This is a genomic window from Lysinibacillus phoenicis (assembly GCF_047238325.1).
Classification (GTDB): Bacteria; Bacillota; Bacilli; order Bacillales_A; family Planococcaceae; genus Lysinibacillus; species Lysinibacillus irui.
The window spans coordinates 2510155-2525098 of sequence record NZ_JBDFMP010000002.1; the positions used below are offsets into that span (position 1 = coordinate 2510155).

Sequence of the window (14944 nt, forward strand, 5' to 3'; positions counted from 1 at the left end):
TTCAACAAATAAGTTTATATTTTTTACAAACGTTGATATATGGGCTTTTTAAGTGTAGAATAAGAGTATAATACTATAAAAAAGGTGAGGTCATGAACAAAAGAAAAAGACAGATTATTACAGCAGCCCGTGAACTTTTTATTGAAAAAGGTTTTCTAGATACATCGATTAACGACATCATCAATGCGGCCAAGATTTCGAAAGGTACATTTTATAATCACTTTACTTCAAAGAACGAATGCTTAATCGCCATTTTAGACGAAGGACGAGAGGAAGCAAGTAATCGCCGCCATGAACTTATATATGGTAAGGATCCAACAGATTTAGAAGTATTGACACAGCAAGTTGCTGTACTCATGTATGTCAATCGGGAACATAATTTAATACAAATTTTTGAATCCATTTTCCAATCAAGAGATAAAGAACTAAAAAAAATCATTATCAACTACCATTTACAAGAATTGGAATGGCTTGCCAATCGGCTAGTACAAGTCTTTGGCGAAGAGATTAGCCCTATTAGCTATGAGTGTGCTGTACAAACGCTTGGAATGATTAACCTTACACTGCGTGCCGTCTTTATTGCCGATTATAAATATATCAATCGAGAAGCCATTGTACGTGTAGCATTGCGCAATATAAGCGTAATTATACCCACTATGCTTGAATCGAAAGAAATCATCGTAAGTGTTGAAATGATCAATACCATTCAAAATGTGGTGAACTATAAAACGGTTACAAAGGAAATGGTTATTGAACAATTACGGGGGTTTACGAAGGGATTATCGAAAAACGAAACAATGGAAGGTTTAGAATATGCTCAATTCTTATTAGAGGAACTACAGAGCGAAAAGCCAAAACTTTTTATTATTGAATCACTTCTTACACCTTTCCGTAAGGCTTTTGTCGGCACAGAACATATCGCAGAAGCCCGCGACATCGCCAATAACTTGTGGCGCTATGTAAAAATTGAACAACCAGCTGAGCGCTGTACGAAAAATAAATAAATACAAAAAGAGGTATCAAAAATTCTTGATACCTCTTTACTATGATGAAATATACTCTAAGATTCAACTTCATGGTTTTTATGTCTTTGGATTGCATGAAAATCAGCCTTCGTGGCATTGAAATTTCAGAACGAAAATAGTTCCACCTTGGCCAGAACGAACACTAATGGTGCCATTATGCAAATCAATGAGCTGTTTTGTAATGGCTAGTCCTAGTCCTGTTCCCGTTATATCGTCAGTCGTATTAGTACCACGATAATAACGCTCGAATAAATTATCAAGCTCCTCCTGAGGAATGCCAGGACCTCGATCAGCAATGGTTAGCATCACTTCTTTACCAGTATGTTGTGCCTCTACAATTACTTTTGTGCCTTCGGGCGTATACTTTTTCGCATTGGTAATTAAATTATCCATAATTCGCTTGAGTAAAAGCTCATCTGCTTGCAGCAATACATCCCCATAAACTTTCACACTTACCTGCTCATCTGCAAACTGTGGTAACCATGCTGCTAACGGCAGTAATACTTCATCCAGCTGTATGGCCTTATTTTTTAATTGATACGTATAGGTTAAATCTTGAATGAGCGCATCCATATAGGTCGCCTTTTCTTGCATCGTTTGTGCAAAAATACGCATCTCATCCTTGGTCCACTCATAATCTTCCGATGCCAGCATTGTGGAATAGCCATAAATTGAACTTAACGGCGTCTTTAAATCATGTGATAAGCCCGTTATCCACTCTTCACGTAATTGCTCTGCGTGCTTGATCTGTCTTTCATTTGAATTAAGTCGTTCAGATAAATGATTGAGTGATTCCTCTACAGGCTGGAACAGTTTAAATTTCCGCTTGAGCTTCCCCGTTTTGTTATGATGAATTTTTTTATCACTTATTTCTCTGTAATCAAATTGAGTCAGTCGCTCAATACGCGAAATAACATAAACGAGTGGTCGCACAAATTGCCGTGAAATACTAATGGATAAAAAGATCACGCCGAGTATCAAAATAATATGCCCACCGAAGAATATAGAAACAAACAATACCATCGCCTTATTAAAGGGCTCTTCAAATGGCTTATAGGATGGGTTAGGCATTCGCACAACAAAAGTGGCATCATCAGCTAGGGCTACGCTTTGTGTAAGCTCCTCATGCTCGAAAATATCATATTTTTCCTCGAGTAATTGCGGCTTCTTCAGCTTATCATAACGCTTTCCTATGACATCCGTCCGATTCCATTGTTCGTCATAGATTTCAACACTCGCCTTATTTTCTTTTAAACGTTGCAAGGTTACGGCAGAAATGTCCCCTGTTGAAACCCAATTTTCGAAGGCCTCTTCAAACAAAGGTTGAACAGGCGAAGTCGGAATAAATAATAAGTAGTAATTTGGGAGTTCCCATGTATGCATACCCGGTTGCTTCAATGCTAATATTTCGCTATCGGACTTTCCACATAATTCACAACTATCTCCTGTGTAATCAACAATGGTCATGGATTGATCAAATAAGTATAGCTGTCCTACGTTTTCCTCTGCTCGCTTCACTAAGTAATCCGCTATTTTAACCGTTTGTCCTTTTTCAACAACAGCATCATCTTCAATTTCAAAGGAGCTCATAACATGAATATTGTCACCAACACGATCATTAATAAAGATGGCGAAAAATACCAAGCTCATAATAAAGCCTGAAATAATTAAGAGATAAAATATGATGAAATATGAAACAAAACGGAGTGTTAATTTTCCAGCAGGCTTCATGAAGAAACATCCCCAACAAGTTTATAACCAATGCCTCGGACCGTTATAATGCATGTTGGCTTTCCAGGATTTTTTTCGATTTTTTCACGTAGTTTGCGTATATGTACCATTACTGTATTATCATCAAACAAGCAATCTCCCCACACACTCTCGTATATTTGTTCCTTTGATAACACTTGCCCTGCATTATCACATAAATATTTTAATAAATGAAATAAGCGGCCACTAATCATTTCCTTTACGCCATCTACCTGAATCTCTGCTGCGTCAATATCGAATGTAAAACGGCTACAAGTAAAAATGTGATTTTCTTGAACATTCTTTTTCTTCATATAACGTACTAGCTGTACCTTCACTCTTGCCACAAGTTCTAATGGGTTAAATGGTTTTGTAATATAATCATCTGCACCATTCATAAAACCTCGGAGCTTATCGGCGTCACTGCTTTTTGCTGTTAAATAAAAAATAGGGGCATCACTTTTCTCTCGAATGATATGTGCGATATCCAACCCACTACCATCTGGTAGCATGATATCTAATAGATAGAAATCAAATGGTTTAGTATTAATCTCGTTTTTTGCCTCTTCTATCGTGTTGCATAATGTTATATTGGCAATTCCTTCTTTTCTTAAAATAATTTCAATCATTTCGGCAATTGCACGTTCGTCCTCTAACACTAAAATTGATGCTTCCTGCATTTTTCCACCTACTTTTAAGATTACTTTAAGGTAGTCATTATTTCACCATAAGCTTCCTCAACTATTATATGTATAAGATAACCAATTAAGGAGATAAAACGCAATGACAACTAATCGTGTTACCTTCATTGATACAATGCGTGGATTTAGTTTATTTGGCATCTTAATGGCAAATTTGCTGATTTTCCAGTTTGGGATGTATGGCAAAGATGAATTAAAAAATCTTTCTACCTTAGATAACGGAGCTTTATATTTTGTGAAAATTGTAATTGAAGGCTCGTTTATGCCCATTTTCACCATTTTATTTGGCTTCTCGCTTATTAAATTAATTGAATCCATCCGCAGAAAAAAGAATAAAAGCCGCTGGTCTATTTTACGCCGTGCAACAGGCTTAATTTCTCTTGGCTTACTTCATTCCATCTTCTTATGGGAAGGCGATATTCTGTTTTCTTATGGCTGTATGACTTTATTCTTGATTCCTTTTATTAATCGTAAGCCAAAAACTCTATTAATATGGGCTGGTATCCTTTTAGTACTAACAACAGCGTTAACATACGGCTCTATGGAAGTATCTAAAAAGGAACAAAAGGAGCTAGATACTTACATTGAACAAGCAGATGCTATCTACGCTAATGGAAACTATTTAGAGATTTTTGATTTCCGTGCAAATGTAGAACCACCAGGAATGGAAGATCCGGCGTTCATCTTTATTTTATTAATTTTTACACCAATGTTCTACGCACCACTATTCCTTTTCGGCATGGCACTTGCTAAGAAGCAAGCCTTTGTGGAGATGGATAAGGAAATGAAATGGTATAAACTAGGTGCTCTCCTCGTTCCTATTGGACTTGTATGTAAAAGTGTTAGTTTTATAGAAAATGCTTTTTCTTCCATTTTATTAATGGGTGGCTCGCAATTATTAGCGATTGGCTATGTCTGCCTTGCAGCATTGATTTATAAAACACGCCCTGTTCAACTGCTTGCTCCTGCATTCGAGAGCGTAGGCAAACTGTCATTAACCAATTATTTACTACAAACCATTATTTGTACAACTGTTTTTTATGGCTATGGCCTTGGATTATACGGCAAACTAGGCGTTTTTGGCGGTATCCTATTTGGAATCGTTGTGTATAGCTTGCAATGTGTTTTCAGCCTAGCCTATTTAAAGAAATTTAAACGTGGTCCATTTGAAACAATTTTACGGATATGGACAAATTGGTCTTGGTCTGGGCAGGTAAAACAAGACTAAAATAGAAAGGAATTATTTTTATGAATAGTGACTCTAAAGAAGACTTTACAGACTCATGGTGGTTTTTGGGTATTTGTGCGACTGTAGCAGTAATTTTAACACTATTTGCATTCAAATAAATTACACATTAGATTTCATTTTCATTTGCCCCCTACTGTATACTAGTAAGTACTACAACTATACAGCTTAGGGGGCATTTTGTTGTTACAGCGTATGATGATTACTGGCTATAAGCCACATGAACTTGGTATTTTTAATGATAAACACCCTGGCATTGTCATTATAAAAAAGGCTCTAGAAGCTCGTTTACGTACACTACTGGATGAAGGACTGGAATGGGTTATTATTAGTGGACAGCAGGGCGTCGAATCTTGGAGTGCTGAAGTTGTTTTAATGCTAAAAAAGGAATATCCAAATTTAAAATATGCCGTTATAACGCCCTTTTTAGAGCAGGAGAAGAATTGGCAAGACCCTAAAAAGGAAAAGTATCAAGCATTAATTGCCCAAGCCGATTTTGTTACAAGCGTGACCAAAAAACCGTACGAAGCACCTTGGCAATTTATTGAGAAGGATAAATTTATTATTCAAAATACTGACGGTCTTTTATTAATTTACGATGAAGAAAATGAAGGTTCTCCAAAGTACATTAAACGTCTTGCAGAAAAATATATGGAATCTCATGACTATTCTCTTTTAACAATAAACGCCTATGATTTACAGGTGATAGCTGAAGAAATACAACAGCAAGACTGGTAGAAAAATATTGCTATAATTTTCTGACAATTATATACTATAATTAGTTATTCCTTTTTGTAGCCTACTATTTTCATGAATGCTACCAATAAATTGAAAGGAGCTGTATCATTTGAATAAACATATTGAAATGGTTCTTGAAGCTTCTCCTGTTAATGTCACTCACGATACGTATCGTAGAGAATGTCGGTATACACGTGGAATTCATATTGAGGAACAGGAATTTTCAGCTATTTTAAATACGATGAGCAATGATTCACGCTTATATTTCGATTTCCATAATCCGCGTAAAGAGATTAAAAAGGGAACCTATTTAAATGGACACTCCGGTTTAGCCTACAATATTTATGAATACTATAAACAACATTATAATATTGAGATAGCTGAGATAATTAATGGTAAAGATTTTTATGTAAAAATAATATAAAACATAAGCCCCTTTAAAATTTTTCTTTTAAAGGGGCTTTTTTTTTATGTTATAGGTCTGCTACTTGCGCACCTAATTCTTTATTATTATACATTTCTGTATCAAGCTCTTTTGTAATACGTGCTGTTGTAACACCAGCAGTCATTGAACCACTTACATTTAAAGCTGTACGTCCCATATCGATTAAAGGCTCAACAGAGATTAATACACCTGCAAGTGCAACTGGTAAGTCAAGAGCTGAAAGTACAAGGATCGCTGCAAATGTTGCACCACCACCAACACCTGCTACACCAAAGGAGCTAACGGCTACTACTGCGATGACTGTAATAATGAACACAGGATCAAGAGGATTAATACCTACTGTAGGTGCGATCATAATCGCTAACATAGCAGGGTATACTCCAGCACAGCCATTTTGGCCGATTGATAAACCAAATGAACCTGAGAAGTTTGCGATACCTTCAGATACCCCAAGACGGCCTGTTTGCGTTTTAATGTTCATTGGTAAAGTACCAGCACTTGAACGTGATGTAAAGGCAAATAACAATGTTTCCGCTGATTTTTTCACGTACGTAACTGGGTTTAATCCACTTAATGTTAGGATTAATAAATGTACTAAGAAAACAATTATTAGCGCCGCATAAGAAGCAATCACAAACTTACCTAAATTATAAATGGCACCGAAATCTGATGTTGCAACCGTACGAGCCATAATAGCTAAAATTCCATATGGTGTTAAACGTAAAATGATTGTTACAACACCCATTACTAGTGCATAAATAGCATCTAAGCCTTTTTTAATTGTAGCTGCTGTCCCTTCATCTTTACGTGCCACACGTAAGTAAGCAAAACCAAGGAATGCTGAGAAAATTACTACAGCAATTGTTGAAGTTGAACGAGCTCCAGTTAAATCAAGGAAGGGATTTGCTGGGAATAGCTCAACAATTTGAGTTGGTAAATCCGGTGCTGCTAAGCCAGTTGTTTTTTCCTCAAGATATTGTCCTCGAGCTGTTTCTGCTTCACCTTGTAAAATATGTGTTGCATCTAAATCAAATACCGTTGCAGAAAGAATACCTACTGCTGCCGAAACGGCTGTTGTACCAATTAAAATGGCTAAAATAAGAGCTGCCATTTTCCCAAAGTTTTTGCCAATTTTCATTTTTGTAAAGGCAATTAAAATGGAGATGAATACTAAAGGCATTGCAACCATTTGTAGCAGTTTAACATACCCAGTACCTATAATATTGTACCAAGAAGTTGTTTTGGCTAGTACTTCAGAATCTATACCATAGATAAAATGAAGTCCAAGGCCAAGTACAATCCCTAAACCTAAGCCTGCAAAAACACGATTTGAAAATTTGACGTGTTTTTTATTCATAATAAATAAAATTCCAACGAACACAAGCAACACTGCTACGTTAAGAATGATTTGTAAATTCGACAATGGAATGCCTCCTAAGATGTTTTATTATTAATGTAATCGAATTATATACCCATAATCCCTATAATTCAAGTATGTTTTATTAAGATTAATAAATTCCTAAAGGAAATGGTTCTTTGCCTATGATTATACCCTCAAAAAATGAATCACAATCACCCTTTTTGCCCCTGACGCTTTATTATAAAAGACATTTAACAAACCAAGATCATCAGCATATGTGCAGGCGATTGTATAGATAGTTTAGTCATTGGTACTACATTTGGTGACAAATGATAAACTGCCCCTAGATTGTTATAAAAACTAACAGTCTAGAGGCAGCATTATAGGTTTACTTATATCGCTTCATTTCTAATGACAAATCTCGGTTCATAGTCGCTAATTATGTCAAAAACACCATCATTAAAACAATAAATATGATGTTCAACGTGCGGAATTTCTTTGCTCCCAATCCAGGGAAGTTGGTCAAACCATGCTATATAATCTGAATGGCTCATTTTATAAAACCATTCTGCTGAAAAATTTATAGCATTTTCTTGTTGCAATGCTTCATCGACTAAGGGCACTAAATTAGATCGAGGGATTTCTCCAGTGTAGCGGAATGACCAAACGTAATCTTGAATTGGGGAAATCTTATCATAAATAATATCAACTTCCGTATTGTTTCGATCTATTAATGTTAAGGATAACCCTAAATCTGTATAATTTAATGTAGCATTAACGACTTGAGCCCTCTCCAAGCAAGTAATAGGCTGCCAAATATGCAGTCTTCTTAAGTCCATCTAAAAACCTCCTTTTATATAGAAACTTTATTCAAAAATTCATATATTTTACATATAAGCTTTTAAAAATTCATAGTAAAGCTCCAGCAATAAACCTTGCGAAATGCACTAAGTTAATGGACGAAGTAGGTTTGTTGTTTATTAATGAGGTAACAGCTTCCTGCGATTTTTTTACACTGCTTTTTGATATGTGTGACCGCATTGGACAATTGTTCAACGGAATTAAAATACTGATATTCGTTTGTAATAACGGCGATAGATAAGGTCGTACATGTTAAAGGTTCTAGTTCACCTGCTCTATTGGCCACTTGAACACATACTAAATCCTCAAGCTCATAAAAACTTACAATATTGGCATCAAAGTCATCTATAATCTTTTGACAAATCTTTTCTACTTCATAATGAGGTAGAATGGCAACAAAATCGTCGCCACCTATATGCCCTAAAAAATCTTCCATCCCACAGATATGTCTTTTTAGTATATCTGTTAAATACATTAAAATTTTATCACCTTTATTAAAACCATATGTGTCATTATAGGATTTAAAATGATCTAAATCAAAATAGATTAAGCTATATTGTGATAGCTGTAATGCTTCCTCTAGCTTTTCATCAATTAATTTATTCCCGGGAAGACTACTTAAAGGATTTAAGAAGCTTGCAATGGCTACTTGTGTATCAACAAGCTTTAATAGTAACTCTCGAATACTAACTAAACCATCATATAAGTTATTTTTTGTGACAACGACATCATCATATAAATCTTCAGGAGGTCTAGACATAGCTAGTGTACTCACTTCAGTAATTGGTGTATTACGATCTACAATTAAAGGGTTTTCTTTCATGATAAGTTGATTTTGGCGTCCCATAAATAAATGATAGCCATAGCGAGTACCAATTTTTTGATAGAAATGTGTACGTGTAATATGTCCAATTGGTTTTTCATCACGAACTACTACAATGCTTCGCAATGAAGGATTACTCATAAAAAGTACATCTACTTCGTTATTTTTCACAAATTCATCAATACACGGAACCTTTTCAATGACTTCCCCTATCTTCATGGTCACCCACCCTTATTTTTCCCAAATGTATTTCCTTTGATGGCTTTCCTATCGCATAACCTTGTGCATAATGAATGCCTATACGATGCAGATAATCAAGCTCTTCTTGTCGTTCAATCCCCTCAGCGATAATTTTTGTTTTCACCTGTTCAGCATATTTCATCAATAAGGTAACGAGCTGTTGCTGCTCGCTATTTTGATCGATAAATTGAATTAACGAACGATCAAGTTTAATAAATTCTGGCTTTAAATAAATAAGAGTTTTCAAGCTATTATAACCTGAGCCTACATCGTCTACTGCAATGCGATAACCTTGTGATCGATAATGTGACAACACCCGTTCGAATTCCTCAAAATCTATTACAGCACTGCGCTCTGTTAATTCAAATACTACCTGCTGAGGTTTAATGCCCAGCTCCTTAAGTAATTGTAGCGTTTCTCCACTGTGATATTTTTTATCTACTAACACATTCGGATGTATATTAAGAAATACTAAGAAGTTCGTATCCTTCACATCTTTATGCATACGCTCCTTGAAACGCTGTAAGGAAAGATTCCTACAAAAACACTCAAATAAAAAAACACAATCTGTTTGCCCAACAAACTCATAGAACTGATCCACACTATTAAATAATACTGATGGAACTGGGCGATTTAATGCTTCAAATCCCATCGTTTGCTTTGACTGTAAATCTACAATAGGTTGGAAATATGTATGTAAATCATTATGCTGAATAATATGTTTCAACGCTTTTAAACGTTTCATATATAATGAATTTCTTTGATGTTGCCCATATAAATATTTTAAAAAGGAAAATATACTCCTTGTTTTTATACTTTGTCCCATTGTAGACTCCATTCTTGCACCTCTTCAATTGGTTATTATGGTTCATTGTACCCTTTTATTGTAAACAGACTGTGAATGGTATGTAAAAAGTGTAAGCCCCCGTACTATACTTTGAGATATTTTCTCATAATACATTTTTCATAATATTCAATATATTACAAATGATTTATTGATATAAACCATTATTAGTGTATGATTGTAATAATAGGTTTATATTACCTATTATATTTTTTTGTGCTTTTACCTGATCGATCTTTATAGGGAAACCTATTTAGATAAAAAATTATTCAAGGGAGGATCCTGTTAATGAGCTTGTCTATTCAACAATTATTGGAGAACAAAGGAATTACACCGAAATCTGAACACCTTGAACTATTAAAAACACGCTGGGAAGGTATGCAGTCACTTCGTAGCAATTTAGAAGGTATTGCGATTGATGATGCAGATATCGCTGTACGTAATATTCCTGGAGGTGATCATATTGACAACTGATTTACATTTAAAATCCGTTGAAGAGCTGGCACCTTTACTTGCATCGAAGACGCTCTCCCCCGTGGAATTAACAAAAGCTATTTTAGACTTTGCTGAGGAAAGTCAGCCGAAAATTAATTCCTATATGGCATTTTATCGGGAAGAAGCATTAGCAAAGGCAAAAGAAATTGAACAGGAGATTCTCCAAGGCCACTATAAAGGTATGTATCATGGAATTCCTATGGCCTTAAAGGATAACTTGTATTTTAAAGATAAAATAACAACGATGTCCTCAAAAATTCATAAGGACTTCGTTTCTCATTATGATGCAACAGTTGTTGAAAAGCTTCGAGACGCTGGCGTTATATTCACCGGAAAATTAAGCATGCATGAATACGCATGGGGCATTACCAATAACAACCCTCATTACGGACCTGTTCGCAACCCATGGGATTTAGATAAAATTCCTGGTGGTTCAAGCGGAGGCTCTGGAGCAGCTGTTGCGGCTGGGGCAAGCGTAGCTTCACTAGGGACGGATACAGCAGGCTCCATTCGAATTCCTTCTTCTGCTTGTGGCATAGTTGGGTTAAAACCTACACACGGTCGTGTAAGTAAATATGGCTGTTATCCTTTAGCATGGAGCTTAGATCATATTGGTCCAATGACAAAGACCGTAAAGGATGCAGCAGGCTTGCTTGAAGTCATTGCTGGCTTTGACCATCGAGACCCTACTTGCATTGATGTCCCAACGGACGACTATGTGCAGCAATTATCTGGAGATATTAAGGATTTAGTGATTGGAATTAATGAAGAATACTTCTTTAAAAATGTGGATGCTGAAGTGGAAAAAGCTGTACGAGCAAACATTCAAAGCTTAGTGGATCAAGGTGCAAAAGTAGAAGTGGTCCGAATTCCTTCTTTACAATATGCAGAATGGGCGGAGCTTGTTACGTCCCTTTCAGAGGCAGCAGCTATACACCATTCAGATTTACAAAAGCGACCACAAGATTTTGGGGATGATATACGTCTACTATTTGAGCTTGGTGAATTACCTTCTGCAGTTGATTACCTACAAGCTCAACAGGTACGACGTCAAATTAAGCAAGAGTTTACTGAAATTTTTAATGAGGTAGATGTACTCATTACCCCTACCCTACCAGTTGTGGCAAGTACGATTGGCGATGATTTCGCAGAGTTGAATGGTCAAAAAGTGGATTTAATTGATAATATTATTCGCTTTACTGGCCCTAGCAACTTAACAGGATTACCTGCACTTTCCGTTCCTTGCGGCTTCAAAGGGAACTTACCAATTGGCTTACAAATTATAGGGCCTGCCTTTAAAGAAGGACGTATATTAAATGTAGGATATGCAGTTGAACAAACTAACCCATTACGAAATAGAAAGCCGAATATTTTTATTAATATTTAAAAGATAGTTTTGAAAAAAATCTGCTCACTTCACGGGATACCCTGAATGAGCAGATTTTTTTGGTGGATACAAGCAAGTGTGAATACTAATGGTTTTTTATAAACAAGTAATTCTATAATAGAAGCTAGAAGCTTACTATAGGAAAGGCAATGATGTACTCATGAATGTAGAGAATTTTTTACAATTACCGATTACTAAGGATTTCACCGTTGTAGCTGGGCACAACGGTTTGCATAAAGCTGTTCAAAATGTGGAAATTTTAGACTTTGAATTTTCACCGGACATACCCCATGTTCGAGATACGATTTTCACGCCCCATAGTGTTGTTTTAAGTAGTTTATTGTTTGCAAAACAAAAACCAGAGTATTTATTAAATGCTGTCAAAAATTTGATTGAGCTAGGGGCGAGTGCCTTAGCTTATAAGCCTGTCATTTTCAAGGACTTGCCTGAAGAAGTTTTGACTTACGCTGAAGAGCAAAATTTCCCTATACTTAGATTCGGTGGAGATGAATTTTTTGAAAAAATTATTTTAGAAACGATGGCCTATGCCAAGACACAGGATTACTCATTCTTTTTAGAAACTATTTTACGAAGATTAATGGAAGAAGATGTTACGCAAGAGCAAATCAAATCCATTTTACAGCAACTTAATAAGCCCTTTGAAAAATATGTATTTGCAGCAAATTTGCGTACAAGTGACCCACTCCATCATAGCTCGATGCAATCTATTTTTTCATTAGAACCATTATTAAAATCGGGTCTAATTTGTTCCTATAAACAAAGCCTTTTCATTATCATGACACATGCATCTCAGCAGTTTCAATTTGAAAAAGTTTTAGATGAATGGTTAGCTCTATACGCCATACCAACTGATACAATCACCTTTGGCTATAGTAGTAGCTACGATACCGAAACAGGATTACCCAGCGCCTTACGCGAAGCTTTCTTTGCCAGTATTTTAGCTGAAATTGATAGACTACCTAGCTGTCATTATAACAATCTCGCATCTGAACGCTTATTAATTGAGTTGTATCGTAAAGATCGAACATTTGCAATGGACTACGTAAATTCCTTTTTAGCCCCATTACTTGATGATAAGGCTGATTCAGATTTAATGGAAACTGCCAAAACCTATATCATTAAGAAAGGAAATATTAAGGAAGTCGCAGTGGCACAGTTCTGTCACCCCAATACAATTCGCTATCGTATGGCTAAAATACGTCAATTAGTAGCACTAGAAGATAATGATTATGTTTTTTATGAACACCTAGCTGCAGCCGTTAAATTGTACTTATTACATAGTAAATTGACTGTCGAATAATTACTTTGGAATAAGTACAAAAAAACGCCTGAATATTTAGAAATAAAATCAAAACCTTTTCTTCACTCTTATGCTATTCTATTGAAGTCAGGAGGAAGAAACATATGAAAACTTACATAGCAGATGGCATGCTATTGATTACTGCAATCGTGTGGGGCAGTGGATTTGTTATTACAGCCATTGCCTTAGAATATTTAACAGCTTATCAAGTAATGGCTGGTAGATTTTTATTAGCTTCGATTATATTAACCGTTCTATTTGGCTCTCGATTAAAAAAAGCTTCAAAATCGGTTATTTGGAAAGGAGCTTTATTAGGGACCATTCTATATATAGCATTCGCCCTTCAAACAGTCGGACTTCAGTATACAACACCTTCTAAAAATGCCTTTTTAACTGCCGTAAATGTTATTATTGTTCCTTTAATTGCCTATGCGGTTTATAAGCGCCGCATTGATGGCTATGAAATCATTGGTTCGATAATGGCAATCGTTGGAATTGGCTTTTTATCATTACAGGGCTCATTGACAATGAATGTGGGTGATGCACTTTCTTTAGCTTGTGCCGTTGCTTTTGCATTTGACATTTTTTGTACAAACCTTTTTGTTCAAAAGGAAGATGCCATTGCTCTTACTATTATTCAGTTTCTCACGGCCTCCCTTATAGGTGTTCTAGTCGTCATTAGCCAAGGCGAAATCCCAACATCATTTGAAAAAGAAGCAATCTATTCTCTTATTTATCTAGGAATTTTTTCTACGACGATTGCTTATCTATTCCAAAATGTGGCCAATCAATACACAACGGCCACTAAAGCTGCGATTATCCTATCGACTGAATCTTTCTTCGGTATGGTACTATCCGTCATCTTCTTGCATGAAATTTTAACAAGCCGTATGGTCGTAGGCGCAGTGCTCATTTTATTGGCTATACTAATTGCCGAAGTCAAACCAGCACATCCTAAAAAGAAGCTTATGAAAACACTAGAAAATCAAACGCCAAAATAGTTTCAGTTTAAAACTGGAACTATTTTTTTAAGCTCGACTAGTAATGATGCTTGTTGTAATACCTACTACTAAAACGGTAATAATGGATAATAGAAAGGTTGAAGTGGATAATAGGAAGCCGCCTATAACAATAACGATGGAATCGATAAAAAATATTAATATCCCCACATTAATACCTGTTTTATCACAGATAAATTGAGCGATTAAGTCTGTCCCTCCAGTGCTTGTCTGAAATCGCAACATCAGACCAATTCCAAACCCTACAAGAATGCCTCCAAGAATCGCACTGTAAAGCGCATCAATTTGAACAAGATTACGGACAGGCTTTAATAAATCAATAATGAAGGAAGACATTATTAAGCCATGTATACTATTGAAAAAATAGGCTCTATATTTAAACCAAGCGATAATAAAAATGGGAATACTAATGACAATAATCATTAAACCGATTTTTAGCTTATATAAATAATGTAAAATTAGCGCTAATCCAACTACTCCTCCATCTAATATTTCATAAGGCGTTAAAAATAAATTAATTCCTAACGACAAAGAAATACTTCCTATTATAATGACAAGACTTTTTGTAAAGAAATACATACAACCCCCCTCCGTAATTACGCATGTCTTATAGTATGAAAATAGGTAATCGAACATGTTATGAAATAACCTTAGATGAATGATCATTTTTATCGAGTATATTTGCTAAAT

15 protein-coding genes are annotated in these 14944 nt (G+C 35.6%); 8 read left to right on the top strand and 7 right to left on the bottom strand.

Annotated features, from left to right (window positions below; all coding sequences use genetic code 11):
• The first annotated feature begins 92 nt into the window (after positions 1-92).
• Positions 93-1004: a TetR/AcrR family transcriptional regulator gene (locus tag ABC382_RS13925; RefSeq protein ID WP_274795323.1), complete on the top strand. Its 912-nt coding sequence runs from the start codon at positions 93-95 to the stop codon at positions 1002-1004.
• Positions 1005-1106: 102 nt separating this feature from the next.
• Here ABC382_RS13925 and ABC382_RS13930 read toward each other — a convergent pair whose 3' ends face one another.
• Both ABC382_RS13930 and ABC382_RS13935 read right to left on the bottom strand, forming a co-directional pair.
• Positions 1107-2756: a sensor histidine kinase gene (locus ABC382_RS13930; protein WP_274795322.1), complete on the bottom strand. Its 1650-nt coding sequence runs from the start codon at positions 2754-2756 to the stop codon at positions 1107-1109.
• Complete coding sequence (locus tag ABC382_RS13935; RefSeq protein WP_312507477.1) at positions 2753-3454, bottom strand: response regulator transcription factor; 702 nt, start codon at positions 3452-3454, stop codon at positions 2753-2755. Before ABC382_RS13935 ends, ABC382_RS13930 begins: the two co-directional genes overlap by 4 nt.
• Positions 3455-3557: 103 nt before the next feature.
• Here ABC382_RS13935 and ABC382_RS13940 point away from each other — a divergent pair, with 103 nt between their 5' ends.
• The 3 genes from ABC382_RS13940 (at position 3558) to ABC382_RS13950 (ending at position 5883) form a co-directional block, all read left to right on the top strand.
• Positions 3558-4703: a DUF418 domain-containing protein gene (locus ABC382_RS13940; RefSeq protein WP_312507478.1), complete on the top strand. Its 1146-nt coding sequence runs from the start codon at positions 3558-3560 to the stop codon at positions 4701-4703.
• Between the two features lie 216 nt (positions 4704-4919).
• Positions 4920-5459 (top strand): SLOG family protein, encoded by a 540-nt coding sequence (locus tag ABC382_RS13945; RefSeq protein WP_396631783.1) that lies wholly within the window; start codon positions 4920-4922, stop codon positions 5457-5459.
• 109 nt (positions 5460-5568) lie between these two features.
• The gene (locus tag ABC382_RS13950; RefSeq protein WP_274795317.1) at positions 5569-5883 is read left to right on the top strand and encodes a hypothetical protein; all 315 of its coding nucleotides are present in this window, start codon (positions 5569-5571) and stop codon (positions 5881-5883) included.
• 49 nt (positions 5884-5932) lie between these two features.
• Here the strand turns inward: ABC382_RS13950 and ABC382_RS13955 are convergent, their stop codons facing one another.
• From ABC382_RS13955 to ABC382_RS13970, 4 genes are all read right to left on the bottom strand, one after another.
• Positions 5933-7327, bottom strand: coding sequence for an L-cystine transporter (locus tag ABC382_RS13955; protein ID WP_274795316.1), 1395 nt, complete (start codon positions 7325-7327; stop codon positions 5933-5935).
• Positions 7328-7656: 329 nt separating this feature from the next.
• On the bottom strand, positions 7657-8103 hold the full coding sequence (locus tag ABC382_RS13960; RefSeq protein ID WP_274795315.1) for a hypothetical protein: 447 nt from the start codon (positions 8101-8103) through the stop codon (positions 7657-7659).
• Between the two features lie 113 nt (positions 8104-8216).
• Positions 8217-9167, bottom strand: a complete 951-nt coding sequence (locus ABC382_RS13965; protein ID WP_274795314.1) for a GGDEF domain-containing protein — start codon at positions 9165-9167, stop codon at positions 8217-8219.
• Positions 9145-10026, bottom strand: coding sequence for an EAL domain-containing protein (locus tag ABC382_RS13970; RefSeq protein WP_274795313.1), 882 nt, complete (start codon positions 10024-10026; stop codon positions 9145-9147). The genes ABC382_RS13965 and ABC382_RS13970 overlap by 23 nt, the downstream gene beginning before the upstream one ends.
• A 294-nt stretch (positions 10027-10320) precedes the next feature.
• On the opposite strand from ABC382_RS13970, the gene ABC382_RS13975 reads away from it, so the two are divergent.
• The 4 genes from ABC382_RS13975 to ABC382_RS13990 all read left to right on the top strand — a co-directional run bounded on the left by ABC382_RS13975 (position 10321) and on the right by ABC382_RS13990 (position 14236).
• Positions 10321-10506 carry a hypothetical protein gene (locus ABC382_RS13975; protein WP_274795312.1) on the top strand — a complete coding sequence of 62 codons (186 nt, stop codon included), beginning with the start codon at positions 10321-10323 and terminating at the stop codon, positions 10504-10506.
• Entirely contained in the window at positions 10496-11914 is a 1419-nt protein-coding gene (locus tag ABC382_RS13980) for an amidase (RefSeq protein WP_322612102.1), read from the top strand. The genes ABC382_RS13975 and ABC382_RS13980 overlap by 11 nt, the downstream gene beginning before the upstream one ends.
• Before the next feature lie 160 nt (positions 11915-12074).
• Positions 12075-13235 (top strand): PucR family transcriptional regulator, encoded by a 1161-nt coding sequence (locus ABC382_RS13985; RefSeq protein ID WP_274795310.1) that lies wholly within the window; start codon positions 12075-12077, stop codon positions 13233-13235.
• 104 nt (positions 13236-13339) lie between these two features.
• On the top strand, positions 13340-14236 hold the full coding sequence (locus ABC382_RS13990; RefSeq protein ID WP_274795309.1) for a DMT family transporter: 897 nt from the start codon (positions 13340-13342) through the stop codon (positions 14234-14236).
• Between the two features lie 27 nt (positions 14237-14263).
• Here ABC382_RS13990 and ABC382_RS13995 read toward each other — a convergent pair whose 3' ends face one another.
• Entirely contained in the window at positions 14264-14833 is a 570-nt protein-coding gene (locus ABC382_RS13995) for a YitT family protein (RefSeq protein ID WP_274795308.1), read from the bottom strand.
• Positions 14834-14944 lie beyond the last annotated feature (111 nt).